Raw genomic sequence first — 25,051 nt, 5'->3', positions numbered from 1 at the left:
GTCCGGTTGCTGGACCGCCGATCAGGCATTCGGCCCGGACGTGGGAGGATCGGGAGGTGGCGGGCCTGGGCCGCGCACCCGGTCACGCCGTCGCCGTACGCGAGGACGCGCGTGCGCAGGGCAGTACCAGGGCGCGAGTATGAGGAGCACCGTTGAGCAGGTTGCGCTGGTTGACCGCGGGGGAGTCCCACGGTCCCGCACTCGTCGCGACGCTGGAGGGTCTTCCCGCCGGTGTGCCCATCACCACGGAGTTGGTGGCGGACCACCTGGCGAGGCGTCGGCTCGGCTATGGGCGCGGTGCCCGGATGAAGTTCGAGCAGGACGAGATCACGTTCCTCGGCGGTGTACGGCACGGCCTGTCGATGGGTTCGCCGGTCGCGGTGATGGTCGGCAACACCGAGTGGCCGAAGTGGGAGCAGGTGATGGCGGCTGACCCGGTGGATCCGGAGATCCTGGCCGGCCTGGCCCGCAACGCCCCGCTGACCCGCCCCCGCCCCGGCCACGCCGACCTCGCGGGGATGCAGAAGTACGGCTTCGAGGAGGCCCGCCCGATCCTGGAGCGGGCGTCGGCACGCGAGACCGCGGCGCGGGTGGCGTTGGGTGCGGTGGCCCGTTCGTTCCTGAAGGCGGCGGCCGGGATCGAGATCGTCTCGCACGTCGTCGAACTGGCGGCGGCGAAGGCTCCCTACGGCGTCTACCCCAAGCCCTCGGACGTGGCGAAGCTGGACGCCGACCCGGTGCGCTGCCTGGACGCGGACGCGTCGAAGGCGATGGTCGCGGAGATCGACCAGGCCCACAAGGACGGCGACACCCTGGGTGGCGTGGTGGAGGTGCTGGCGTACGGCGTGCCGGTGGGTCTGGGCTCGCACGTGCACTGGGACCGGCGTCTGGACGCCCGGCTGGCTGCCGCGCTGATGGGCATCCAGGCGATCAAGGGTGTCGAGGTCGGTGACGGCTTCGACCTCGCCCGAGTGCCCGGCTCGAAGGCGCACGACGAGATCCTCGCCACGGACGACGGCATCCGGCGCGCGACCGGGCGTTCCGGTGGCACCGAGGGCGGCCTGTCGACCGGTGAGCTGCTGCGCGTACGGGCGGCGATGAAGCCGATCGCGACCGTGCCGCGCGCCCTGCGGACCGTCGACGTGGTCACCGGTGAGGCCACGCAGGCTCACCACCAGCGTTCCGACGTGTGTGCGGTCCCGGCGGCCGGGATTGTCGCGGAGGCGATGGTGGCCCTGGTTCTGGCGGACGCGGTGGTGGAGAAGTTCGGCGGCGACAGCGTGCCCGAGACGCGCCGCAACGTGGAGTCCTACCTCGAACACCTGATCGTCCGGTGAGCGCTTTGCAGATTGTGCTGGTGGGGCCGATGGGCGTCGGCAAGTCCACCGTCGGACGGCTGCTGGCCGAGCGGCTCGACTGCTCGTACCGGGACACCGACGACGACATCGTCGCCGAGCAGGGCCGCACCATCGCCGACATCTTCGTCGACGAGGGTGAACCGGCCTTCCGGGCCCTCGAGAAGCAGGCGGTCCAGCGGGCGCTCGCCGAGCACGACGGCGTCCTCGCCCTCGGCGGCGGCTCGATCCTCGACGAGGACACCCGTGGGCTGCTGGCCGGGCACCGGGTCGTCTACCTCTCGATGGACGTCGAGGAAGCCGTCCAGCGCACCGGCCTCAACGCGGCCCGCCCCCTGCTCGCGGTCAACCCGCGCCGGCAGTGGCGGGAGCTGATGGAGGCCCGCCGTCCTCTGTACACGGAGGTCGCCGACGCGGTCGTCGCCACCGACGGCCGTACGCCCGAAGAGGTCACCCAAGCCGTTCTGGACGCACTGGAGTTGAAGTCAGCATGAGCAGCGAGGCAGTGACGCGGATCCAGGTCGGCGGCACCGCAGGCAGCGATCCCTACGAGGTCCTGATCGGCCGGCGGCTCCTGGAGGAGCTGGGCGGGCTGATCGGGCCCAAGGCGAAGCGGGTCGCGGTGATCCACCCCGAGGCTCTCGCGGAGACGGGTGAGGCGCTGCGCGCCGACCTCGCGGACCAGGGCTTCGAGACGGTCGCCATCCAGGTGCCGAACGCCGAGGAGGCCAAGACCGCCGAGGTGGCCGCCTACTGCTGGAAGGCGCTCGGCCAGTCCAACTTCACCCGCACCGACGTCATCGTCGGTGTCGGCGGCGGGGCGACCACCGATCTGGCCGGCTTCGTCGCCGCGACCTGGCTGCGCGGGGTGCGCTGGATCGCGATCCCGACGACGGTACTGGCGATGGTGGACGCGGCGGTCGGCGGCAAGACCGGCATCAACACCGCCGAGGGCAAGAACCTCGTCGGCTCCTTCCACCCGCCCGCCGGTGTGCTGTGCGACCTGGCGGCGCTGGACTCGCTCCCGGTCAACGACTACGTGTCCGGGCTCGCGGAGATCATCAAGGCCGGTTTCATCGCCGACCCGGTGATCCTGGAGCTGATCGAGGCCGACCCGCAGGCCGCCCGCAGTCCGGCGGGCCCGCACACCGCCGAGCTGATCGAGCGCTCGATCAAGGTGAAGGCGGAGGTCGTCTCATCTGACCTCAAGGAGTCGGGCCTGCGCGAGATCCTCAACTACGGGCACACCCTCGCGCACGCCATCGAGAAGAACGAGCGCTACCAGTGGCGGCACGGCGCGGCCGTCTCCGTCGGCATGCACTTCGCGGCCGAACTGGGCCGCCTCGCGGGCCGGTTGGACGACGCGACGGCGGACCGGCACCGCACGGTCCTCGAGTCCGTCGGGCTGCCGCTGCACTACCGCTACGACCAGTGGCCCAAGCTGCTGGAGACGATGAAGCTCGACAAGAAGTCCCGAGGCAACCTGCTGCGGTTCATCGTCCTGGACGGACTGGCCAAGCCGACCGTCCTGGAGGGTCCGGACCCGGCCGTCCTCCTCGCCGCCTACGGCGAAGTGGGGGAGTAGCTCCCCACTCGGGCGCTTGGCCCGATTCGCTTGTGGCGATGGGCACTTCGGGCTGTTCCGGGCCGTTCACCAAACGGCGGCCCGGGACGGTACCGTTCGGTAGCGGGCGGGGTTCGTGCCCCGCCGGCCAGCGCCAATCGCCTGTACGAGATGGAGTGGCACCGGATGCAGGACGCAGTGGGGTCTCCGCTGCCGCCGCCCCATCAGCCGGGGCAAGGACCGGGTGCCGACTGGTCGTCGGCCGCCCCGCACGCGGGGCAGCAGTACCCGGGCGCGCATCCGGGTTCCGCACCCCCGAGCGGGCCGCCGGCCCCGGTCTACACCGGGGGAGCACCCTCCGGGCCGGGTCCGCAGGCGCCGCAGCATCCGCCCGTCCCCCAGCATGCTCCCGCACCGCAGCATGTGCCGGTGCCGCCCTCGCAGGACACCACCGGCCATATGCGGCTGCCACAAGGCGACTTCGTTCCGACGCCGGGTCCGCCGCCCGCCACCGGCCCTGTCGACCCGTCCTCCGCGCCCCTGGCCGTGCTGCTGATCGGCCCTGCGGGCGCCGGGAAAACGAGCGTCGCGAAGTACTGGGCGGACCATCGCCGGGTGCCCACCGCGCACATCAGCCTCGACGACGTACGCGAATGGGTCCGCTCGGGCTTCGCCGACCCGCAGTCGGGGTGGAACGACCATTCCGAGGCGCAGTATCGTCTCGCCCGCCGGACCTGCGGCTTCGCCGCGCGCAACTTCCTGGCCAACGGCATCTCGTGCATCCTCGACGACGCGGTCTTTCCCGACCGGCCGGTCGTCGGCCTCGGCGGCTGGAAGAGGCATGTGGGGCCCGGTCTGCTGCCGGTCGTACTGCTGCCGGGTCTGGAGATCGTCCTGGAGCGCAACGCCGAGCGCTCCGGCAACCGCCGCCTCACCGACGAGGAGGTCGCCCGCATCCACGGCCGGATGGCGGGCTGGTACGGCTCCGGCCTTCCGATCATCGACAACTCCCAGCTCGATGTGCCGGCTACGGCCCGGGTCCTGGACGACGTCCTGGCGCGGCTGCTGGCCAGCCCGCCCAAGTGGTAGACGGACGGCACGGCCCGACGCCGGGGCAGGGTACGCCCGGCTCCGGGCACGCGCCTGCCGGGCACGGAGCGGCGGTCGCCGGGAGGGGGTGGGCCGAACGAGTGGTCGCCCCCGCCGCCCCTACCCGTCCCATCCTCGGGGGCTCCGCCCCCGACCCCCCGCTCCTCAAACGCCGGAGAGGCTGAAAAACCAATGCCGGCCGGCATCTCCAGCCCGTCCGGCGTTTGAGGACGAGCGCCTTCAGCGCGAAGGGGGGTCTGGGGGCGCAGCCCCCAGGAACGGGATGGGACGGGTAGGGGCGGCGGGGGCGAAAACAGCCCGCCCGCGCCCCGCCGCCCACTCGGCCCTCTCCAACCGGCGGCAAGCCGCTCGCGCTCATACGCTCGAGGCATGTCAGAGGTCTACGCGGCGCGCAGAGCGCGGCTTCGGGAGCGGTGTCACGCGGGCGGCAGTGCGGGGGCCCTGGTCTCCCGGGCCGCCAATGTGCGGTATCTCGCGGGCGCGGCCCCGCAGGGATCCGTACTGCTGCTGGGAAAACGTGAGGACCTGCTCGTGTGGGCGGGGTCCGCGGACGACCGGCTCCCCGAGGGCAGCCGTCCGGACGAGGCGCTGCGTGTGCACACGCTGTCCGCTTCCGGGGGTGATCCGGCGGTCGCGGCAGCGGATCTCGCCGCCGCGCAGGGCGCCGAGTCCCTCGCCGTCGAGGAACACCATCTGACCGTGGCCCGGCACCGTGCCGTCGGCTCGGTCGCGCCCCGGCTGCGCCTGGCCGACCTCGGTGGCGCGGTCGAGCAGCTCCGGGTGATCAAGGACGAGGAGGAGATCGCCTGTCTGAGGATCGGCGCCGAGATCGCCGACCAGGCGCTCGGCGAACTGCTGGAGTCCATCCTCGTCGGGCGTACGGAGCGGCATCTCGCCCTGGAACTGGAGCGGCGGCTCGTCGATCACGGTGCCGACGGGCCGGCCTTCGCGACCGCCGTCGCCACCGGGCCGAACTCCGGCCGCCGGGGGCATCGGCCCACCGATCGGCGCGTGGAGGAAGGAGACTTCCTCTCTGTTTGTCTCGGCGCCGTCTACCGCGGATACCGCTGTGAGATCGGCCGCACATTCGTCATCGGGACCTCGCCCGCCGACTGGCAGATCGAGCTCTACGACCTCGTCTTCGCAGCCCAGCGCGCCGGACGGGAGGCCCTGGCACCCGGCGCCGCCTACCGTGACGTGGACCGTGCGGCACGCCAGGTACTGGACTCCGCGGGGTACGCGGACCGCCTTGCGGAGCTCACCGGACACGGTGTCGGGCTCGAAATCGATGAGGAGCCGCAGCTCGGCCCCGCGGCCATGGGTAAACTGGACGCTTGCGTGCCGGTCACCGTCGAACCGGGGGTCCACCTCCCGGGCCGGGGCGGTGTCCGGATCGATGACACGCTCGTCGTACGCCCTGAGGCGGACGGCGGACCCGAACTACTTACCATCACGACCAAGGAACTGCTCGCGCTCTAGCTTCGAGCTGTCGCGTCTGCCCCGGGGTCGTCCACGTCAGTCCAGGAGATTCCGCAACCGTGGCTTCCACGAACGACCTCAAGAACGGCCTGGTTCTCAAGCTCGACGGGGGCCAGCTCTGGTCCGTCGTCGAGTTCCAGCACGTCAAGCCCGGCAAGGGCCCGGCCTTCGTGCGAACCAAGCTCAAGAACGTGCTCTCCGGCAAGGTCGTCGACAAGACGTTCAACGCCGGTGTCAAGGTCGAGACGGCCACTGTCGACAAGCGCGACATGCAGTTCTCCTACATGGACGGCGAGTACTTCGTCTTCATGGACATGGAGACGTACGACCAGCTCATGGTGGACCGCAAGGCCGTCGCCGACGCCGCCAACTTCCTGATCGAGGGCTTCACCGCCACGGTCGCGCAGCACGAGGGCGAGGTGCTCTTCGTCGAGCTGCCGGCCGCCGTCGAGCTGGTCGTCCAGGAGACCGAGCCGGGCGTCCAGGGCGACCGCTCCACGGGCGGCACCAAGCCGGCCACGCTGGAGACGGGCCACCAGATCCAGGTCCCGCTCTTCATCACCACCGGTGAGAAGATCAAGGTCGACACCCGTACGAGCGACTACCTCGGCCGGGTGAACAGCTAACCGTGGCTGCCCGCAACACGGCCCGCAAGCGTGCCTTCCAGATCCTCTTCGAGGGCGACCAGCGCGGGGCCGATGTCCAGACGGTCCTCGGGGACTGGATCCGGCTGTCCCGGGACGACACCCGCCAGCCCCCGGTCAGCGAGTACACGATGGAGCTCGTCGAGGGCTACGCGCAGCACGCGCGGCGCATCGACGAGCTGATCGCGCAGTACTCGGTCGGCTGGACGCTCGACAGGATGCCGGTCGTCGACCGCAACATCCTGCGCCTCGGTGCCTACGAGCTGATCTGGGTCGACGAGACCCCGGACGCCGTCGTCCTCGACGAGATGGTGCAGCTGGCGAAGGAGTTCTCCACGGACGAGTCGCCCTCGTTCGTCAACGGGCTCCTCGGCCGGTTCAAGGACCTGAAGTCCACACTGCGCCGCGACGACGTCTGAGTCAGGCCTTCAGCCGTCCGGTTGTACGAATGCCGGTGGGCCCCAGCGAATCACTGCTGGGGCCCACCGGCATTCGTACAACCGACCGCCGTACCCATGAGGCCTGCGAGGCCCGCAAAACGCCGCCGGGGTGGCCGGAAACCATAAGGTTCCGGCCACCCCGGCGGCACGTTTCTGCTCAACGGCTGAAAGCCGTCGGGCTCAGCCCTCCTCGTGGGAGACGGCGCGGCGCGCGTCCGCGTCGAGAACACCCCAGCTGATCAGCTGCTCGGTCAGGACCGAGGGCGACTGGTCGTAGATGACGGCGAGCGTGCGCAGGTCGTCCTGGCGGATCGACAGCACCTTGCCGTTGTAGTCGCCGCGCTGGGACTGGATCGTCGCGGCGTAGCGCTGCAGGGGGCCCGCCTTCTCGGCCGGCACATGGGCCAGCCGCTCAAGGTCGAGGACGAGCTTCGGCGGTGGCTCGGCGGCTCCGCCCGGCGTGGTGCCCGGCAGCAGCTCCTGCACCGGAACCCCGTAGAAGTCCGCCAGCTCGGCGAGGCGCTGCACGGTCACGGCACGATCGCCGCGCTCGTACGAACCGACCACGACCGCCTTCCAGCGTCCCTGGGACTTCTCCTCGACACCGTGGAGGGAAAGGCCCTGCTGGGTGCGGATCGCCCGGAGCTTGGCCCCGAGCTGTTTGGCGTATTCGCTGGACATATAGCTCCCGGACACAGTGTCGACGTGCGGACGAGCCGCGCGGCTGGTGACTCACTGTGAGGTTACGCAGCGTTACTCTTCCCCGTCAAGCTGAACGGTCCCGGCCGCCCTCCGCGCGCGGATCGACGTGCGGTTACGGCAGTCGGGTGACGTGTGGCGCCGATGGGGTGATCAGGCGTCTTGCGCGGGCTGGTACCGTGGATGGCGCAATTCCGACGTCCTTTAATGATCCGTCCTGTGAGGCGGAGAAGGAGGTCCGTTTCGTATGGACTCAGAGCACGACAAGCAGCAGAAGCAGCAGTACGAGGCCGGCGCGCGGCCCGTTCTGGAAGCCCCCGACATCGCGCGGGTACTGACCCGCATCGCCCACGAGATCGTCGAACGCGCCAAGGGCGCCGACGACGTGGTGCTCCTCGGCATTCCGACCCGGGGTGTCTTCCTCGCCCAGCGGCTCGCCGCCAAGCTGGCCGAGATCACCGACCGCAAGATCCCGGTCGGCTCGCTCGACATCACGATGTACCGCGACGACCTGCGCATGCACCCGCCGCGTGCGCTGGCCCGCACCGACATCCCCGGTGACGGCCTCGACGGCAGACTGGTCGTCCTCGTCGACGACGTGCTCTTCTCCGGCCGCACCATCCGCGCCGCCCTCGACGCCCTGAACGACCTCGGGCGCCCGCGCGCGGTGCAGCTCGCGGTCCTCGTCGACCGGGGCCACCGAGAACTACCCATCCGCGCCGACTACGTCGGCAAGAACCTCCCCACGTCGCTGCGGGAGACGGTCAAGGTCCAGCTCGCCGAGGAGGACGGTCGGGACACCGTGCTGCTCGGTGTGAAGCAGACCGCCCAGCAGTAGCACGCGCGCGTGCGGCCCCGTGTCGTATGCCCCTCGCGATGTTCTGCCTGCCCGGAATCTCCTGAACTTCCTTACGGAGCCTGAAAGATGCAGCGTCATCTCATTTCGGCCGCCGACCTCACCCGCGACGACGCCGTCCTGATCCTCGACACCGCCGAGGAGATGGCCCGGGTCGCCGACCGGCCGATCAAGAAACTGCCGACCCTGCGCGGCCGTACCGTCGTCAACCTCTTCTTCGAGGACTCGACGCGGACACGGATCTCCTTCGAGGCCGCCGAGAAACGCCTCTCCGCGGACGTCATCAACTTCACCGCCAAGGGGTCGAGCGTCTCCAAGGGCGAGTCCCTGAAGGACACCGCCCAGACCCTGGAGGCGATGGGTGTCGACGCCGTCGTCATCCGGCACGGCGCCTCGGGAGCCCCCTACCGGCTCGCCACCTCCGGCTGGATCGACGCGGCCGTCATCAACGCCGGCGACGGCACCCACCAGCACCCCACGCAGGCCCTGCTCGACGCCTTCACCATGCGGCGCCGACTGGTCGGCCGGGACGCCGGCATCGGCCAGGACCTCGCCGGCAAGCGCATCACCCTGGTCGGCGACATCCTGCACAGCCGCGTCGCCCGCTCCAACGTCGACCTGCTGCACACACTCGGCGCCGAGGTCACCCTCGTCGCGCCGCCGACCCTGGTGCCGGTCGGCGTGGAGAGCTGGCCCTGCGAGGTCTCGTACGACCTGGACAGCACCCTGCCGAAGTCCGACGCGGTGATGCTGCTGCGCGTGCAGCGGGAGCGCATGAACGCCGCGTTCTTCCCGACCGAGCGCGAGTACTCGCGGCGCTACGGCCTCGACGGCGACCGCATGGCGCGGATGCCGGAGCACGCCATCGTGATGCACCCCGGGCCGATGGTCCGCGGTATGGAGATCACCGCCCAGGTCGCCGACTCGGAGCGCTGCACGGCGATCGAACAGGTCACCAATGGTGTCTCCATCCGGATGGCCGTCCTCTATCTGCTGCTCGGCGGCAACGAACCGGCCGTCACCCACACCCGTACCGAGGAGAAGTAAGTCACATGAGCAAGATCCTTATTCGTGGTGCGCGGGTGCTCGGCGGCGAGCCGCAGGACGTCCTGATCGACGGCGGGACCATTGCCGCAGTCGGTGAGGGGCTGTCCGACGAAGGCGCCGAGGTCGTCGAGGCCGAGGGGAAGGTGCTGTTGCCCGGGCTCGTGGACCTGCACACGCATCTGCGTGAGCCGGGGCGCGAGGACTCCGAGACCGTCCTGACCGGGACCCGGGCCGCGGCGAGCGGCGGCTACACGGCCGTGTTCGCCATGGCCAACACCTTCCCGGTCGCCGACACCGCCGGTGTGGTCGAGCAGGTCTACCGGCTCGGGCAGGAGCACGGCTACTGCGACGTCCAGCCCATCGGCGCCGTCACCGTCGGCCTGGAGGGCAAGAAGCTCGCCGAGCTGGGCGCCATGCACGAGTCGGCCGCAGGGGTCACCGTCTTCTCCGACGACGGCAAGTGCGTCGACGACGCCGTGATCATGCGGCGCGCCCTGGAGTACGTGAAGGCCTTCGGCGGAGTCGTCGCCCAGCACGCGCAGGAGCCGCGGCTGACCGAGGGCGCCGAGATGAACGAGGGTGTCGTCTCCGCGGAACTGGGGCTCGGCGGCTGGCCCGCCGTCGCCGAGGAGTCGGTCATCGCGCGCGATGTGCTGCTCGCCGAGCACGTCGGCTCGCGCGTCCACATCTGCCACCTGTCGACCGCCGGGTCCGTCGAGATCGTCCGCTGGGCAAAGTCGCGAGGCATCGACGTCACCGCCGAGGTGACCCCGCACCACCTCCTCCTCACCGACGAGCTGGTCCGGACGTACAACCCGGTCTACAAGGTCAACCCGCCGCTGCGCACCGAGCGCGACGTGCTGGCCCTGCGCGAGGCGCTCGCCGACGGCACGATCGACATCGTCGCCACCGACCACGCCCCGCACCCGCACGAGGACAAGGACTGCGAGTGGGCCGCCGCCGCCATGGGCATGGTCGGCCTGGAGACCGCGTTGTCAGTGGTCCAGGAGACGATGGTGGACACCGGACTGCTGGACTGGGCGACCGTCGCCGACCGCATGTCCTTCGCCCCCGCGCGCATCGGGCGGGCGACGGGCCACGGCCGCCCCGTCTCGGCAGGTGAGCCCGCCAACCTCACGCTCGTCGACACGGCATACCGTGGGTCAGTGGACCCCGCGGGCTTCGCCTCCCGCAGCCGCAACACCCCGTACGAGGGCCGTGAGCTGCCGGGCCGTGTCACGCACACGTGGCTCCGGGGCAAGGCCACGCTCGTCGACGGGAAGCTCGCGTGACATCACTGCCGCATTTGACGTACGTCGCCGCCGAACAGAAGTCGGCGGAGGTGACCGACTGGGCCGCCCGGGTGGGCTGGCTGGTCGGGCTCGCGCTCTTCGTCGCGCTCATCTACTGGCTGATGCGCGAGGGCTGGAAGTGGCGCGGCACGCTTCAGGGCGACCTGCCTGAGCTGCTGGCCGCGCCGGACGAGCCCGATACGGCGAGACTGACCGTGCTGTCGATGAGCGGTCGCTACCACGGCTCCACCACCGCGGGGCAGTGGCTGGACCGCATCGTGGCGCACGGCCTCGGCACCCGCAGCCGGGTCGAGCTGACCCTGACCGACGCGGGACTGGACGTCGTACGCCCCGGCGCGGCCGACTTCTACATCCCCCTGGAGGCCCTGCGGGAGGCCCGGCTCGACAAGGGCATCGCGGGGAAGGTCCTCTCCGAGGGCGGCCTGCTGGTCGTCACCTGGGAGCACGGCGGCAAGCTGCTCGACTCCGGCTTCCGCTCGGACCGCGCGGCCGAGCACAACGAGTGGGTCCGGACCCTGAACCAGATGATCAACACGACGGAAACGGAAGGCGCACGATGACGACCTCCACCCGGGGAGCCACGAAAACTCCCGCCGTACTCGTCCTGGAGGACGGCCGGATCTTCCGCGGCCGTTCCTACGGGGCCGTGGGGGTGACCTTCGGAGAGGCCGTCTTCTCCACCGGCATGACCGGCTACCAGGAGACCCTCACCGACCCGTCGTACCACCGCCAGGTGGTCGTGATGACCGCCCCGCACGTCGGCAACACAGGCGTCAACGACGAGGACCCCGAGTCGAAGCGGATCTGGGTCGCGGGCTACGTCGTACGGGACCCCGCGCGCGTGCCCTCCAACTGGCGCTCCCGCCGCTCCCTCGACGAGGAACTGCGCAACCAGGGCGTCGTCGGCATCTCCGGCATCGACACGCGCGCGTTGACGCGCCACCTGCGGGAGCGCGGCGCCATGCGCGTCGGCATCTTCTCCGGCAACGCACTGCCGGACGACGGCACCATGCTCGCCGAGGTGCGCCAGGCCCCCGAGATGACGGGCGCCGACCTTTCGGCCGAGGTGGCCACCAAGGAGACCTACGTCGTCCCCGCGATCGGCACGAAGAAGTTCACCGTCGCCGCCGTCGACCTCGGCATCAAGGGCATGACCCCGCACCGGATGGCCGAGCGCGGCATCGAGGTGCACGTGCTGCCCGCCACGGCGACCGTGGAGGACGTGTACGCCGTCAACCCCGACGGGGTGTTCTTCTCCAACGGGCCGGGCGACCCGGCCACCGCCGACCACCCGGTCGCCGTCATGCAGGCGGTCCTGGAGCGTGGCACGCCGCTCTTCGGCATCTGCTTCGGCAACCAGATCCTGGGACGCGCGCTCGGCTTCGGTACGTACAAGCTGAAGTACGGCCACCGCGGCATCAACCAGCCCGTGCAGGACCGTACGACCGGCAAGGTCGAGGTCACCGCCCACAACCACGGCTTCGCCGTGGACGCCCCCCTCGACCGGGTCTCCGAGACGCCCTACGGACGCGCCGAGGTCTCGCACGTCTGTCTGAACGACCAGGTGGTGGAGGGGCTGCAGCTGCTCGACCGGCCCGCGTTCAGCGTCCAGTACCACCCCGAAGCGGCAGCGGGCCCGCACGACGCGGCCTATCTGTTCGACCGTTTCACGTCTTTGATGAGCACAGTCCAGATGGAGGGCCAGCGTGCCTAAGCGCACCGATATCCAGTCAGTCCTGGTCATCGGCTCCGGCCCGATCGTCATCGGCCAGGCCGCCGAGTTCGACTACTCCGGGACCCAGGCGTGCCGCATCCTGCGCGCCGAGGGCATCCGGGTCATCCTGGTCAACTCCAACCCGGCGACGATCATGACCGACCCGGAGATCGCCGACGCCACCTACGTCGAGCCGATCACCCCCGAGTTCGTCGAGAAGATCATCGCCAAGGAGCGCCCCGACGCGCTGCTGCCCACCCTGGGCGGCCAGACGGCCCTGAACACCGCGATCTCCATGCACGAGCAGGGAGTGCTGGAGAAGTACGGTGTCGAGCTGATCGGCGCCAACGTCGAGGCGATCAACAAGGGCGAGGACCGCGACCTCTTCAAGGGCGTCGTCGAGGCGGTCCGCGCGAAGATCGGCCACGGCGAGTCCGCCCGTTCGGTCATCTGCCACACAATGGACGACGTGATCGGGGGCGTCGAGACGCTCGGCGGCTACCCCGTCGTCGTCCGGCCTTCCTTCACCATGGGCGGCGCCGGCTCCGGCTTCGCCCACGACGAGGAGGAACTGCGCCGCATCGCCGGCCAGGGCCTGACCCTGTCCCCGACCACCGAAGTGCTCCTGGAGGAGTCCATCCTCGGCTGGAAGGAGTACGAGCTGGAGCTGATGCGCGACAAGAACGACAACGTGGTCGTCGTCTGCTCCATCGAGAACTTCGACCCCATGGGCGTGCACACCGGCGACTCGATCACCGTCGCGCCCTCGATGACGCTGACCGACCGCGAGTACCAGCGCCTCCGGGACATCGGCATCGCGATCATCCGCGAGGTCGGGGTCGACACCGGCGGCTGCAACATCCAGTTCGCGGTCAACCCGGACGACGGCCGCATCATCGTCATCGAGATGAACCCGCGCGTGTCGCGCTCCTCGGCCCTCGCGTCGAAGGCGACCGGCTTCCCGATCGCCAAGATCGCCGCAAAGCTGGCCGTCGGCTACACCCTCGACGAGATCCCGAACGACATCACGGAAAAGACCCCGGCCTCCTTCGAACCGACGCTCGACTATGTCGTCGTCAAGGCCCCGCGATTCGCCTTCGAGAAGTTCCCCTCCGCCGACTCGACCCTCACCACCACCATGAAGTCGGTCGGCGAGGCCATGGCGATCGGCCGCAACTTCACCGAGGCCCTGCAGAAGTCGCTGCGGTCGCTGGAGAAGAAGGGCAGCCAGTTCACCTTCGTCGGCGAGCCCGGCGACAAGGCCGAGTTGCTGACGGAGTCCGTACGGCCGACCGACGGGCGTATCAACACCGTCATGCAGGCCATCCGCGCGGGCGCCACCCCCGAGGAGGTCTTCGAGTTCACGAAGATCGACCCGTGGTTCGTCGACCAGCTGTTCCTGATCAAGGAGATCGCGGACGAGGTGGCCGCGGCGGAGCGCCTGGACCCCGAACTCCTGGCCGAGGCCAAGCGGCACGGCTTCTCCGACCAGCAGATCGCCGAGATCCGGGGCCTGCGCGAGGACGTCGTGCGCGAGGTGCGGCACGCGCTGGGCGTACGCCCGGTGTACAAGACCGTCGACACCTGCGCCGCCGAGTTCGCGGCGAAGACGCCGTACTTCTACTCCTCCTACGACGAGGAGACGGAGGTCGCGCCGCGCGAGAAGCCGGCCGTGATCATCCTGGGCTCCGGCCCCAACCGCATCGGCCAGGGCATCGAGTTCGACTACTCCTGTGTCCACGCCTCCTTCGCGCTGAGCGACGCGGGCTACGAGACCGTGATGGTTAACTGCAACCCCGAGACCGTATCCACGGACTACGACACCTCCGACCGCCTGTACTTCGAGCCGCTGACCCTCGAGGACGTGCTGGAGATCGTCCACGCGGAGTCCCTCGCGGGCCCGATCGCGGGCGTGATCGTGCAGCTCGGCGGCCAGACCCCGCTGGGCCTCGCGCAGGCGCTCAAGGACAACGGCGTACCGGTCGTGGGCACCCCGCCCGAGGCCATCCACGCCGCCGAGGACCGGGGCGCCTTCGGTCGTGTCCTCGCGGAGGCCGGCCTCCCGGCCCCCAAGCACGGCACGGCGACCACCTTCACCGAGGCCAAGGTGATCGCGGACGAGATCGGCTACCCGGTCCTCGTACGCCCGTCCTACGTCCTCGGCGGGCGCGGCATGGAGATCGTCTACGACGAGACCCGGCTGTCGTCCTACATCGCCGAGTCCACCGAGATCAGCCCCTCCCGGCCGGTCCTGGTCGACCGTTTCCTCGACGACGCGATCGAGATCGACGTCGACGCCCTCTACGACGGCCAGGAACTGTACCTCGGCGGCGTCATGGAGCACATCGAGGAGGCCGGTATCCACTCCGGCGACTCGGCGTGCGCACTGCCCCCGATCACCCTGGGCGGCTTCGACATCAAGCGGCTGCGGACCTCGACCGAGGCCATCGCGCGCGGGGTCGGCGTCCGGGGCCTGATCAACATCCAGTTCGCGATGGCCGGCGACATCCTGTACGTCCTGGAGGCCAACCCGCGCGCGTCCCGTACGGTCCCCTTCACCTCGAAGGCGACCGCGGTGCCGCTGGCGAAGGCCGCCGCCCGGATCTCGCTCGGCGCGACCGTCGCCGAACTGCGGGCCGAGGGACTGCTTCCGGCGAACGGCGACGGCGGCGAACTGCCGCTGGACGCGCCGATCTCCGTCAAGGAGGCCGTCATGCCCTGGAACCGCTTCCGCGACACCTCCGGGCGTGGCGTCGACACCGTGCTCGGCCCGGAGATGCGGTCCACCGGCGAGGTCATGGGCATCGACTCCGTCTTCGGCACGGCGTACGCCAAGTCGCAGGCGGGGGCGTACGGCCCGCTGCCGACCAAGGGACGCGCCTTCATCTCGGTGGCCAACCGGGACAAGCGTTCGATGATCTTCCCGGCCCGTGAACTGGTCGCCCACGGCTTCGAACTCCTCGCCACCTCCGGCACGGCCGAGGTCCTCAAGCGCAACGGGCTCAACGCGAAGATCGTCCGCAAGCAGTCCGAGGGCACAGGCCCGAACGGCGAGAAGACCATCGTCCAGCTCATCCACGACGGCGAGGTCGACCTCATCGTCAACACCCCGTACGGCACCGGAGGCCGCCTCGACGGCTACGAGATCCGTACGGCGGCCGTGGCGCGGTCCGTGCCGTGCCTGACGACCGTCCAGGCGCTCGCCGCGGCGGTCCAGGGCATCGACGCCCTCAAACACGGTGACGTGGGCGTGCGTTCGCTCCAGGAACACGCCGAACATCTGACCGCGGCCCGCGACTAGCAGCCCTGAGGGGGGACACCGGAGACGGTGTCCCCCCTCTTCATGAGGCCTCGTCGTGAGGCCGTTTCGAGGACACCGACATGTACAAGCTTTTCTTCCGTCTGGTCTTCACCCGGATGGACCCCGAAGAGGCCCACTACCTGGCCTTCCGCTGGATCCGTCTCGCCGCCCGCCTCCCCGTGCTCCGGACGTTCGTCGCCGCCGCCCTCGCGCCCCGGTACGAGGAACTGCGCACCGAGGCCTTCGGGCTGCGCATGCACGGACCCTTCGGGCTCGCGGCGGGCTTCGACAAGAACGCCGTCGCGATCGACGGGATGTCGATGCTCGGCTTCGACCACGTCGAGATCGGCACGGTCACCGGGGAGCCCCAGCCCGGCAACCCCAAGAAGCGGCTGTTCCGCCTTGTGCCGGACCGGGCGCTCATCAACCGCATGGGATTCAACAACGAGGGTTCGCTGGCCGTGGCGGCCCGTCTGGCGAGCCGGGAGGCGGTCTTCCGGACCGTCGTCGGCGTCAACATCGGCAAGACCAAGGTCGTCCCCGAGGACGAGGCCGTCGCCGACTACGTGAAGTCGACCGAGCGGCTCGCCGAATACGCCGACTACCTCGTCGTCAACGTCAGCTCGCCCAACACACCGGGCCTGCGCAACCTCCAGGCCACGGAGGCGCTGCGCCCGCTGCTCAGCGCTGTCCGTGAGGCCGCCGACCGTACGGTGACCTCGCGCCGTGTCCCGCTGCTGGTGAAGATCGCGCCCGACCTCGCCGACGAGGACGTGGACGCCGTCGCCGACCTCGCCGTCGAACTGGGCCTGGACGGGATCATCGCCACGAACACCACCATCGCGCGCGAGGGACTCGGTCTGACCTCCGATCCCGCCCTGGTGAAGGAGACCGGCGGCCTCTCCGGCGCACCCCTGAAGGCACGCTCCCTGGAGGTGCTGCGCCGTCTCTACGCGCGCGTGGGTGACCGGATCACCCTGGTGGGCGTCGGTGGCGTCGAGAACGCCGAGGACGCCTGGCAGCGCATCCTGGCCGGCGCCACCCTCGTACAGGGCTACAGCGCCTTCGTCTACGAGGGCCCCTTCTGGGGACGCGGCATCCACAAGGGGCTCGCCGCCCGCCTCCGGACGAGCCCGTACGCCACCCTCGCCGACGCGGTCGGCGCCGACGTGAGGAAGACCGTATGACAGTCCTGGAGCCCTTCGGCGCCCGTCTGCGCCGCGCCATGGACGAGCGCGGGCCGCTCTGTGTCGGCATCGACCCGCACGCCTCCCTGCTCCACGACTGGGGGCTGAACGACGACGTAGCCGGCCTGGAGCGGTTCAGCCGCACCGTCGTCGAGGCGCTGGCCGCGCGGGTCGCGGTGATGAAGCCGCAGAGCGCGTTCTTCGAACGCTTCGGGTCGCGCGGGGTCGCCGTACTGGAGAAGACGGTCCAGGAGGCGCGGGAGGCGGGCACGCTGGTCGTGATGGACGCCAAACGCGGCGACATCGGCTCCACCATGGCCGCGTACGCCGAAGCCTTCCTGGAGAAGGGCGCCCCGCTCTTCTCGGACGCGCTCACCGTCTCGCCGTATCTCGGCTACGGCTCGCTGCAGCCGGCGGTCGACCTCGCGAGGGAGAGCGGCGCGGGCCTGTTCGTGCTGGCGCTGACCTCCAACCCCGAGGGCGGTCAGGTCCAGCACGCCGTGCGCGAGGACGGGCTGAACGTCGGCGCGACCATGCTGGCGTACCTCGCCGCCGAGAACGCGGGGGAGCGGCCCATGGGCTCCTTCGGTGCGGTCGTCGGGGCCACCCTCGGCGACCTCTCGTCCTACGACCTCGACATCAACGGGCCTCTCCTGGCACCCGGGGTCGGTGCGCAGGGGGCGACTCCGGCGGATCTCCGCGGAGTGTTCGGGCCGGCGCTGCGAAACGTGGTTCCGAACGTCAGCCGAGGTGTTCTGCGTCACGGTCCCGAACTCGTCGCCCTGCGGGACGCGTCGGACCGCTTCGCGGACGAGATCAGGGCCGCTGTCGCCGCCACCTGAGGATTCGCACAGTTCGGCGGAGTCATCCGATGACTGACTTCAGGACGTCTTGAGACTGAATACATTCTCAAATCCGGGGCAGTTTGACCGAAATATCCCACCTGGCAAAGGCTGACCAGGACTTTTCCGCTGTTCTCGCTGACTCTGGCGGACTTGGCCGCTAGTCTCCGACGAGAGTCAACGAGCGAGCGTGTTGTTCGTAGCTCACCAGGTGAGGGGCGATTAGCTGCCTCACCGGTCCGTATCCGACAGTTCGACATCCGAGGTGACGTAGGCGTGGCTCTTCCGCCCCTTACCCCTGAACAGCGCGCTGCCGCGCTCGAAAAGGCCGCCGCGGCTCGCCGGGAGCGGGCCGAGGTCAAAAATCGACTCAAGCACTCCGGCGCCTCTCTTCACGAGGTCATCAAGCAGGGCCGGGAGAACGACGTCATCGGCAAGATGAAGGTCTCCGCCCTGCTCGAATCGCTCCCGGGCGTGGGCAAGGTCCGCGCCAAGCAGATCATGGAGCGACTCGGTATCTCCGAGAGCCGGCGAGTGCGTGGCCTGGGGTCCAACCAGATCGCCTCCTTGGAGCGCGAGTTCGGCAGCACCGGCTCCTGAGTCCTGGCACCCCGGGATTCCTGGAATAATCGCCGTATGGCTGCAACATTCCGGGGGACGACCCCCGAGCCCCCGGACGTACGTCCGCGGCTGACCGTGCTCTCCGGCCCTTCGGGCGTCGGCAAGAGCACGGTCGTCGTCCATATGCGCAAGGCACACCCCGAGGTGTGGCTTTCGGTGTCGGCGACGACCCGTAAGCCACGCCCCGGTGAGCGGCACGGCGTCCACTACTTCTTCGTCACCGACGAGGAGATGGACAAGCTGATCGCCAACGGCGAGCTCCTCGAGTGGGCCGAGTTCGCCGGCAACCGCTACGGCACACCGCGTGCGGCCGTGCTGGAGCGGCTGGAGTCCGGCGAGTCGGTCCTCCTGGAGATCGATCTCCAGGGCGCCCGGCAGGTCCGTGAGTCCATGGCGGACGCCCTGCTGGTGTTCCTGGCTCCTCCCTCGTGGGAGGAGCTGGTGCGCAGACTGACCGGGCGGGGCACCGAATCGCCCGAGGTGATCGAACGCCGCCTGGAGGCGGCCAAGATCGAACTGGCCGCCGAGCCCGAGTTCGACGAGACCCTGGTCAACACCTCTGTCGAGGACGTGGCGCGCGAGCTGCTAGCCTTGATGGAAGTTGTGTGATCGTTTTCGATCCCATCCCACCTTTCGGAAGGCAGAGCGTGTCCTCTTCCATCTCCACGCCCGAGGGCATCATCAACCCTCCGATCGACGAGCTCCTCGAAGCCACCGACTCGAAGTACAGCCTGGTGATCTACGCGGCCAAGCGTGCCCGCCAGATCAACGCGTACTACTCGCAGCTCGGCGAGGGCCTCCTTGAGTACGTCGGTCCGCTCGTGGACACCCACGTCCACGAGAAGCCGCTCTCGATCGCCCTGCGTGAGATCAACGCGGGTCTGCTGACGTCCGAGGCCGTTGAGGGCCCCGCGCAGTAGTATTTTCAACTTTTGGTTGATTTATCCACAGGCCCGACAGCGCGACTGTCGGGCCTGTGGTGTGTCATAGACCCGTACCGAGCCAGGTGCCGCGTCGCGTATCGAGTCAGGGGAGGCCCGGTGGGCAAGCCGAAGGTCGTACTGGGGGTCAGTGGCGGCATCGCCGCGTACAAGGCCTGTGAACTGCTCCGGAGGCTGACGGAGTCGGGTCACGACGTCCGTGTCGTGCCCACCGCCTCGGCCCTGCACTTCGTCGGCGCCGCGACCTGGTCCGCGCTCTCCGGCCACCCCGTCTCCACGGAGGTCTGGGACGACGTCCACGAGGTCCCGCACGTCCGCATCGGCCAGCAGGCGGATCTGGTCGTCGTGGCCCCGGCGACCGCCGACATGCTCGCGAAGGCGGCCCACGGCCTCGCCGACGACCTGCTCACCAACACCCTCCTCACCGCCCGGTGTCCCGTCGTCTTCGCCCCCGCCATGCACACGGAGATGTGGGAACACCCGGCCACCCGGGAGAACGTGGCGACACTGCGCCGCCGCGGCGCCCTCGTCATCGAACCGGCCGTCGGACGCCTCACCGGCGTCGACACGGGCAAGGGGCGCCTGCCCGATCCGGCCGAGATCTTCGAGGTCTGCCGCCGGGTGCTGGCCCGGGGCGTGACGGAACCCGACCTCGTCGGGCGGCACGTCGTCGTCAGCGCCGGCGGCACCCGCGAGCCCCTCGACCCGGTCCGCTTCCTCGGCAACCGCTCCTCCGGCAAGCAGGGCTACGCGCTCGCCCGTACGGCTGCCGCACGCGGCGCCCGGGTCACGCTGCTCGCCGCGAACACCGCCCTGCCGGACCCGGCGGGCGTGGACGTCGTGCCCGTGGGGACGGCCGTCCAACTGCGCGAGGCAGTCCTGAAGGCGGCCGCGGACGCCGACGCCGTGGTGATGGCCGCCGCGGTCGCGGACTTCCGCCCGGCGGCCTACGCGGCCGGAAAGATCAAGAAGAAGGACGGCAAGGACCCCGAACCCGTCACCCTGGTCCGGAATCCGGACATTCTCGCGGAGATCTCGGCCGACCGGGCCCGGACGGGCCAGGTCGTCGTCGGCTTCGCGGCCGAGACGGACGACGTCCTCGCCAACGGCCGTACGAAGCTGCGACGCAAGGGATGCGACCTGCTGGTCGTCAACGAGGTGGGTGAGCGCCGCACCTTCGGTTCCGAGGAGAACGAGGCGGTGGTGCTGGGCGCCGACGGCAGCGAGACCCAGGTGCCGCACGGGCCGAAGGAGGCGTTGGCCGACATCGTGTGGGATCTGGTCGCCCGTCGTCTCGAGTGAAGGGTTCTGCCGTCCCGGCAGCCACCTGACACCCCTCCCACCTCGTACTTCGGGGGCGTGGCGACCCTGGCGTAGTGCGCCTGTGACTGGGCAGAATGCCTGTGCCGCAGGTCACGGCGCTTCCGAGAGTCGAGACGGAGGGGCCGATCGGCGAGTGTGACCGATAAAGTGTTCTCGGACGGCACCGGGCGCAGCTCCCGAGTCGTCCGCCAATGATCAGCCAGCAGCCGCTGCAACCACAGGGAGCGTTGTGTCCCGTCGCCTTTTCACCTCGGAGTCCGTGACCGAAGGTCACCCCGACAAGATCGCTGACCAGATCAGCGACACGATTCTCGACGCGCTTCTGCGCGAAGACCCCACGTCCCGAGTCGCCGTCGAGACGCTGATCACCACCGGCCTGGTGCACGTGGCCGGTGAGGTCACCACCAAGGCCTACGCGCCCATCCCGCAACTGGTGCGCGACAAGATCCTCGAGATCGGCTACGACTCCTCGAAGAAGGGCTTCGACGGCGCCTCCTGTGGCGTGTCGGTGTCGATCGGCTCACAGTCGCCGGACATCGCCCAGGGCGTGGACACGGCGTACGAGCAGCGCGTCGAGGGCGATGAGGACGAGCTCGACAAGCAGGGCGCCGGCGACCAGGGCCTGATGTTCGGCTACGCGACGGACGAGACCCCGGAGCTGATGCCGCTCCCGATCCACCTCGCGCACCGTCTCTCGCGCCGGCTGTCCGAGGTCCGCAAGAACGGGACGATCCCGTACCTGCGTCCCGACGGCAAGACCCAGGTCACCATCGAGTACGACGGTGACAAGCCGGTCCGCCTGGACACGGTCGTCGTCTCCTCGCAGCACGCGAGCGACATCGATCTGGACTCCCTCCTCGCTCCGGACATCCGCGAGTTCGTCGTGGAGGCGGAGCTGAAGGCTCTCCTCGACGACGGCATCAAGCTGGAGACCGAGGGCTACCGCCTGCTGGTCAACCCCACCGGCCGCTTCGAGATCGGCGGCCCGATGGGCGACGCGGGCCTCACCGGCCGCAAGATCATCATCGACACGTACGGCGGCATGGCCCGCCACGGTGGCGGTGCCTTCTCGGGCAAGGACCCGTCCAAGGTCGACCGCTCCGCGGCCTACGCGATGCGCTGGGTCGCGAAGAACGTGGTCGCCGCTGGCCTGGCCTCGCGCTGCGAGGTCCAGGTCGCGTACGCGATCGGCAAGGCCGAGCCGGTGGGCCTGTTCGTGGAGACCTTCGGCACGGCCAAGGTCGACGCCGAGAAGATCGAGGCCGCGATCACGACGGTCTTCGACCTCCGCCCCGCCGCGATCATCCGCGACCTCGACCTGCTGCGCCCGATCTACGCCCAGACGGCGGCGTACGGCCACTTCGGCCGTGAACTGCCCGACTTCACGTGGGAGCGGACGGACCGGGTGGAGGCGCTGCGCAAGGCTGCCGGCCTGTAAGTCCCTCGGCCGGACCGCGCTCGGTTTTCGAGGCCCGGTGTCCCACAGGGGCGCCGGGCTTTGCCGGGTCGGAAATCGCCTGGCGGGGTGGTCTGCCTCTTCGTACGCTGATGATCTCCCGGTGCGCAGGCCGCGGTTACTTCGGTGGAGTGCGTCCCTCGGGCGTGCGGTGAATCTGGAATCTCGTGCCGCTGCCGACTTGATCTCGGGAGTTGGGGCGGCGCCCGTTGTCAGTGGCGTTTGGTAAAAATGCAAGGGTGAGCAGCGAGAACGGGCAGGGGAGCGGCGGGGACCGCGGGGCCGACGGGGCGCCGCCCGAGCAGCTTGCGTTGATTCGGGAGAGTGTGCGTCAAGCCAAGGTCCCGCGGGCCAAGCCGCGGACCTGGCGGGGGGCCGCGCTGGCCGAGGATTTGCCCGTCGCGCGGGTGCTCGTCGACAAGGGCGTGCTGCATCTCGACCGGTACTTCGACTACGCCGTGCCCGAAGAACTCGACGCCGAGGCTCAGCCCGGTGTGCGCGTCCGGGTCAGGTTCGGAGCCGGGCGGCATCGGGTGCGGGACGGGCGCCGGGAGGGCGGGGGGCTCATCGACGGTTTCCTCGTCGCGCGCCTCGCCGAATCCGACTACTCCGGGCCGCTGGCCGCACTCGCCCAGGTCGTGTCGCCCGAGGTCGTGCTGAGCGAGCAACTGCTGTCGTTGGCTCGGGCTGTCGCTGACCGGTACGTGGGAAGCCTCGCCGACGTGCTGCAACTGGCCGTACCGCCGCGGAACGCCCGCGCGGAGAAGTCGGCCTCCCCGGCGGCTCCGCCGGTGGCCGGGGTGCCGGACGCCGGGTCCTGGGGGCGATACGAGCGAGGGGGCGCGTTTCTCGAGGCGCTGGCCACCGGGGGCGCGCCGCGCGCTGTCTGGAACGCCCTGCCCGGCCCGCAGTGGAGCGAGGAGCTGGCGCGGGCCGTCGGAGCGACGCTCGCCTCCGGACGCGGGGCGCTCGTGGTCGTGCCGGACGGCCGCGCTGTCGCGCGCGTCGACGCCGCTCTGACGTCCGTGCTGGGGGAGGGGCGGCACGCGGTGCTCACCGCTGACGCCGGGCCCGAGAAGCGGTACCGGGAGTGGCTCGCCGTGCGGCGGGGCGCTGTACGGGCCGTGGTCGGGACCCGGGCCGCCATGTTCGCGCCCGTCCGGGATCTGGGGCTGGTCGCGATCTGGGACGACGGCGACGACAGCCACAGTGAGCCGCATGCCCCGCAGCCACATGCCCGCGAGGTGCTGCTGCTGCGGGCCGCGCAGGACAAGTGCGCCTTTCTGCTGGGGAGTTGGAGCTGCACGGTGGAGGCCGCGCAGCTGGTCGAGAGCGGCTGGGCCCGGCCGCTGGTCGCCGGGCGGGATCAGGTGCGGGGGGCCGCCCCGCTCGTACGGACGGTGGGCGACGGGGATTTCGCGCGGGACGAGGCCGCCCGGGCGGCCCGGCTGCCGACCCTCGCCTGGCAGGCGGTACGGGAGGGGCTGAAGCACGGGCCGGTGCTGGTGCAGGTGCCCCGGCGGGGCTACGTACCGCGGCTGGCCTGCGCCAGGTGCCGGGAACCCGCTCGGTGCCGGCACTGCGTCGGGCCGCTGGAGGCGCGGGACGCCGGGGCGCCGTGGTGCGCGTGGTGCGGGCGGGAGGAGCCCGGCTGGCACTGCCCGGAGTGCGGGGGATTCCGGCTGCGGGCGCAGGTCGTCGGCGCGCGGCGGACCGCCGAGGAACTGGGTCGGGCGTTTCCGGCCGTGCCGGTGCGGACGTCCGGGCGTGAGCATGTGCTGGACACGGTGCCGGGGACACCCGCGCTCGTTGTCAGCACGCCCGGCGCCGAGCCCGTCGCCGACGGCGGGTATGCGGCTGCCCTGCTGCTGGACGGCTGGGCCATGCTCGGGCGGCCCGACCTGCGGGCCGGGGAGGACGCACTGCGGCGGTGGATGGCGGCTGCGGCGCTGGTCCGGGGGCAGGGCGTGCGGGGGGAGGGGGCGCCAGGGGGGACGGTCGTTGTGGTCGCCGAGCCCACCCTGCGGCCGGTGCAGGCGCTGGTGCGGTGGGATCCCGTCGGGCATGCCGTGCGGGAGCTCGCGGAGCGCGCCGAGCTGGGGTTTCCGCCGGTGTCCCGGATGGCGTCCGTGGCCGGGACCGCGGAGGCCGTCGCCGGGTTCCTCGCCGGGGCCGAACTCCCTGGAGACGCGGAGGTGTTGGGGCCGGTGCCGTTGCCGGTCACGGCGGCGGGGCGGCCCCGGCGGACGGGGGCGCCGCCGCCCGGGGAGCAGTGGGAGCGGGCCTTGGTCCGGGTCCCGCCGGGCAGCGGGGCCGCGCTGGCCGCCGCGCTGAAGGCGGCCCAGGCCGCGCGGATGGCTCGGGCGGGGCGGGGCGGGGAGGAAGGCGTGTGGGTGCGGATCGATCCGCCCGACATCGGGTGAGGGGCGGTTTCTTCGGCGGCGGGCCGGTGGGGGCTTGTCGCGCGGTTCCCCGCGCCCCCGAAAGGCCTGCGATCCCGGCATGCGACTGCCCTCCCGGGTGCGGTCGGGAGGGCAGCGGCAGGGGGTGGGGGTGGTGGTTCGGGTCAGCCGTTTCGCGGGCCCGGGAAAGCTGTCGGGCGTACCTCGTCGCGCAAGGTCGGGCTGCCTGCCGTCGGCTGGGTCGGCATCGAGCGGGCTGCGGGGACCGTCGGCACCGCGGGCATGCCGGTGCCGACCCCGCTGACCGTCCCGACACCCACCGCTCGGGACGTCGAGGTCTCCGTGGCGCGCTCGGCGTCGGCGGCCGCCTGGGCCGCGGCGCGGCGGGCGCCGTAACGGCGGTGGACGGCCTGCTTGGTGACCCCGAGCGCCGAGCCCACCGCGTCCCACGAGAAGCCGAGTGAGCGGTCGAAGTCCACGGCGGCCGTGACCAGGGTTTCGACGCTGTCCCGCAGTTCCTGGGCGAGACGGACGGTCGGGGCGGGGGCACGCCCGTAGACGACGAAGCCCGTGGACGGGCCGGAGCGGCGCGGGCGGTAGACGTTGCCCAACTGGGCGGTGAGGGTGCGCAGTGCGTCCACCTGCCGGCGGACCCGCTCGATGTCCCGCACCAGCAAGTGCAGGCTGGCCCGAGCCTGGGCGTCGTGGGTTGCGTGGTCGGCCATGAACAAGCCTCTCGAACCGGCGTTGAAAGGGA

General features: G+C 70.6%; 23 protein-coding genes. 21 read left to right on the top strand and 2 right to left on the bottom strand.

Translation table 11 applies throughout. The features are described from left to right. Nucleotides 1-152 precede the first annotated feature (152 nt). The 7 genes from aroC (at nt 153) to nusB (ending at nt 6,571) form a co-directional block, all read left to right on the top strand. A complete protein-coding gene (gene aroC / locus OG241_RS10735) occupies nt 153-1,337 on the top strand; it encodes a chorismate synthase (RefSeq protein ID WP_405814994.1) in 1,185 nt (394 codons plus the stop codon). Between the two features lie 29 nt (nt 1,338-1,366). After that, entirely contained in the window at nt 1,367-1,849 is a 483-nt protein-coding gene (locus tag OG241_RS10730; RefSeq protein ID WP_405826139.1) for a shikimate kinase, read from the top strand. Further along, nucleotides 1,846-2,940: a 3-dehydroquinate synthase gene (gene aroB, locus OG241_RS10725; protein ID WP_405814993.1), complete on the top strand. Its 1,095-nt coding sequence runs from the start codon at nt 1,846-1,848 to the stop codon at nt 2,938-2,940. The genes OG241_RS10730 and aroB overlap by 4 nt, the downstream gene beginning before the upstream one ends. 165 nt (nt 2,941-3,105) lie before the next feature. Further along, nucleotides 3,106-4,008, top strand: coding sequence for a Pro-rich N-terminal domain-containing protein (locus tag OG241_RS10720; RefSeq protein WP_405814992.1), 903 nt, complete (start codon nt 3,106-3,108; stop codon nt 4,006-4,008). Nucleotides 4,009-4,398: 390 nt separating this feature from the next. Beyond that, a complete protein-coding gene (locus tag OG241_RS10715; protein WP_405814990.1) occupies nt 4,399-5,508 on the top strand; it encodes a M24 family metallopeptidase in 1,110 nt (369 codons plus the stop codon). Nucleotides 5,509-5,567: 59 nt separating this feature from the next. Beyond that, nucleotides 5,568-6,134 carry an elongation factor P gene (gene efp / locus OG241_RS10710; RefSeq protein ID WP_053744664.1) on the top strand — a complete coding sequence of 189 codons (567 nt, stop codon included), beginning with the start codon at nt 5,568-5,570 and terminating at the stop codon, nt 6,132-6,134. Nucleotides 6,135-6,136: 2 nt separating this feature from the next. Then, entirely contained in the window at nt 6,137-6,571 is a 435-nt protein-coding gene (gene nusB / locus OG241_RS10705) for a transcription antitermination factor NusB (RefSeq protein WP_059073286.1), read from the top strand. A gap of 201 nt (nt 6,572-6,772) precedes the next feature. Here the strand turns inward: nusB and bldD are convergent, their stop codons facing one another. Further along, nucleotides 6,773-7,273 (bottom strand): transcriptional regulator BldD, encoded by a 501-nt coding sequence (gene bldD / locus OG241_RS10700; protein ID WP_006379429.1) that lies wholly within the window; start codon nt 7,271-7,273, stop codon nt 6,773-6,775. 265 nt (nt 7,274-7,538) lie between these two features. Here bldD and pyrR point away from each other — a divergent pair, with 265 nt between their 5' ends. The 14 genes from pyrR (at nt 7,539) to OG241_RS10630 (ending at nt 24,315) form a co-directional block, all read left to right on the top strand. After that, a complete protein-coding gene (gene pyrR, locus OG241_RS10695; RefSeq protein WP_405814988.1) occupies nt 7,539-8,129 on the top strand; it encodes a bifunctional pyr operon transcriptional regulator/uracil phosphoribosyltransferase PyrR in 591 nt (196 codons plus the stop codon). Nucleotides 8,130-8,216: 87 nt separating this feature from the next. Next, nucleotides 8,217-9,194: an aspartate carbamoyltransferase catalytic subunit gene (locus OG241_RS10690; RefSeq protein ID WP_405814987.1), complete on the top strand. Its 978-nt coding sequence runs from the start codon at nt 8,217-8,219 to the stop codon at nt 9,192-9,194. Nucleotides 9,195-9,199: 5 nt separating this feature from the next. Continuing rightward, a complete protein-coding gene (locus OG241_RS10685; RefSeq protein ID WP_405814986.1) occupies nt 9,200-10,486 on the top strand; it encodes a dihydroorotase in 1,287 nt (428 codons plus the stop codon). Then, the gene (locus tag OG241_RS10680; protein WP_405814985.1) at nt 10,483-11,067 is read left to right on the top strand and encodes a hypothetical protein; all 585 of its coding nucleotides are present in this window, start codon (nt 10,483-10,485) and stop codon (nt 11,065-11,067) included. Before OG241_RS10685 ends, OG241_RS10680 begins: the two co-directional genes overlap by 4 nt. After that, on the top strand, nt 11,064-12,221 hold the full coding sequence (carA, locus tag OG241_RS10675) for a glutamine-hydrolyzing carbamoyl-phosphate synthase small subunit (RefSeq protein WP_405814984.1): 1,158 nt from the start codon (nt 11,064-11,066) through the stop codon (nt 12,219-12,221). Before OG241_RS10680 ends, carA begins: the two co-directional genes overlap by 4 nt. Further along, nucleotides 12,214-15,522, top strand: coding sequence for a carbamoyl-phosphate synthase large subunit (gene carB / locus OG241_RS10670; protein WP_405814983.1), 3,309 nt, complete (start codon nt 12,214-12,216; stop codon nt 15,520-15,522). The genes carA and carB overlap by 8 nt, the downstream gene beginning before the upstream one ends. A gap of 80 nt (nt 15,523-15,602) precedes the next feature. After that, the gene (locus tag OG241_RS10665; RefSeq protein ID WP_405814981.1) at nt 15,603-16,709 is read left to right on the top strand and encodes a quinone-dependent dihydroorotate dehydrogenase; all 1,107 of its coding nucleotides are present in this window, start codon (nt 15,603-15,605) and stop codon (nt 16,707-16,709) included. Next, nucleotides 16,706-17,551: an orotidine-5'-phosphate decarboxylase gene (pyrF, locus tag OG241_RS10660; protein ID WP_405814980.1), complete on the top strand. Its 846-nt coding sequence runs from the start codon at nt 16,706-16,708 to the stop codon at nt 17,549-17,551. The genes OG241_RS10665 and pyrF overlap by 4 nt, the downstream gene beginning before the upstream one ends. A gap of 276 nt (nt 17,552-17,827) precedes the next feature. After that, a complete protein-coding gene (locus OG241_RS10655) occupies nt 17,828-18,151 on the top strand; it encodes an integration host factor (protein ID WP_006382163.1) in 324 nt (107 codons plus the stop codon). A 36-nt stretch (nt 18,152-18,187) separates the two neighbouring features. Further along, nucleotides 18,188-18,781, top strand: coding sequence for a guanylate kinase (gene gmk, locus OG241_RS10650; RefSeq protein WP_319093967.1), 594 nt, complete (start codon nt 18,188-18,190; stop codon nt 18,779-18,781). A gap of 38 nt (nt 18,782-18,819) precedes the next feature. Next, complete coding sequence (gene rpoZ / locus OG241_RS10645) at nt 18,820-19,092, top strand: DNA-directed RNA polymerase subunit omega (protein ID WP_006382157.1); 273 nt, start codon at nt 18,820-18,822, stop codon at nt 19,090-19,092. A 120-nt stretch (nt 19,093-19,212) separates the two neighbouring features. Next, a complete protein-coding gene (coaBC, locus tag OG241_RS10640; protein ID WP_405814979.1) occupies nt 19,213-20,415 on the top strand; it encodes a bifunctional phosphopantothenoylcysteine decarboxylase/phosphopantothenate--cysteine ligase CoaBC in 1,203 nt (400 codons plus the stop codon). Between the two features lie 250 nt (nt 20,416-20,665). Continuing rightward, nucleotides 20,666-21,874 (top strand): methionine adenosyltransferase, encoded by a 1,209-nt coding sequence (metK, locus tag OG241_RS10635; protein WP_319093965.1) that lies wholly within the window; start codon nt 20,666-20,668, stop codon nt 21,872-21,874. Nucleotides 21,875-22,131: 257 nt separating this feature from the next. Then, complete coding sequence (locus tag OG241_RS10630) at nt 22,132-24,315, top strand: primosomal protein N' (RefSeq protein ID WP_405814978.1); 2,184 nt, start codon at nt 22,132-22,134, stop codon at nt 24,313-24,315. A 143-nt stretch (nt 24,316-24,458) separates the two neighbouring features. On the opposite strand, the gene OG241_RS10625 is transcribed toward OG241_RS10630, so the two are convergent. Continuing rightward, on the bottom strand, nt 24,459-25,019 hold the full coding sequence (locus tag OG241_RS10625; RefSeq protein WP_405814977.1) for a hypothetical protein: 561 nt from the start codon (nt 25,017-25,019) through the stop codon (nt 24,459-24,461). Nucleotides 25,020-25,051 lie beyond the last annotated feature (32 nt).

The sequence above is a fragment of the Streptomyces sp. NBC_01390 genome (assembly GCF_045040105.1).
GTDB lineage: Bacteria > Actinomycetota > Actinomycetes > Streptomycetales > Streptomycetaceae > Streptomyces.
The sequence above is the reverse complement of the archived record's forward strand: the minus strand, read 5'-3'. Positions and strand labels throughout refer to the sequence as shown.

Coding starts and splice junctions, on each gene's coding strand:
- OG241_RS10720 (WP_405814992.1), top strand. CDS start 3,106: ATGCAGGACGCAGTGGGGTCTCCGCTGCCGCCGCCCCATCAGCCGGGG.
- OG241_RS10685 (WP_405814986.1), top strand. CDS start 9,200: ATGAGCAAGATCCTTATTCGTGGTGCGCGGGTGCTCGGCGGCGAGCCG.
- carA (WP_405814984.1), top strand. CDS start 11,064: ATGACGACCTCCACCCGGGGAGCCACGAAAACTCCCGCCGTACTCGTC.
- pyrR (WP_405814988.1), top strand. CDS start 7,539: ATGGACTCAGAGCACGACAAGCAGCAGAAGCAGCAGTACGAGGCCGGC.
- aroB (WP_405814993.1), top strand. CDS start 1,846: ATGAGCAGCGAGGCAGTGACGCGGATCCAGGTCGGCGGCACCGCAGGC.
- OG241_RS10625 (WP_405814977.1), bottom strand. CDS start 25,019: ATGGCCGACCACGCAACCCACGACGCCCAGGCTCGGGCCAGCCTGCAC.
- pyrF (WP_405814980.1), top strand. CDS start 16,706: ATGACAGTCCTGGAGCCCTTCGGCGCCCGTCTGCGCCGCGCCATGGAC.
- OG241_RS10730 (WP_405826139.1), top strand. CDS start 1,367: ATGGGCGTCGGCAAGTCCACCGTCGGACGGCTGCTGGCCGAGCGGCTC.
- OG241_RS10665 (WP_405814981.1), top strand. CDS start 15,603: ATGTACAAGCTTTTCTTCCGTCTGGTCTTCACCCGGATGGACCCCGAA.
- OG241_RS10715 (WP_405814990.1), top strand. CDS start 4,399: ATGTCAGAGGTCTACGCGGCGCGCAGAGCGCGGCTTCGGGAGCGGTGT.
- OG241_RS10690 (WP_405814987.1), top strand. CDS start 8,217: ATGCAGCGTCATCTCATTTCGGCCGCCGACCTCACCCGCGACGACGCC.
- gmk (WP_319093967.1), top strand. CDS start 18,188: ATGGCTGCAACATTCCGGGGGACGACCCCCGAGCCCCCGGACGTACGT.
- bldD (WP_006379429.1), bottom strand. CDS start 7,273: ATGTCCAGCGAATACGCCAAACAGCTCGGGGCCAAGCTCCGGGCGATC.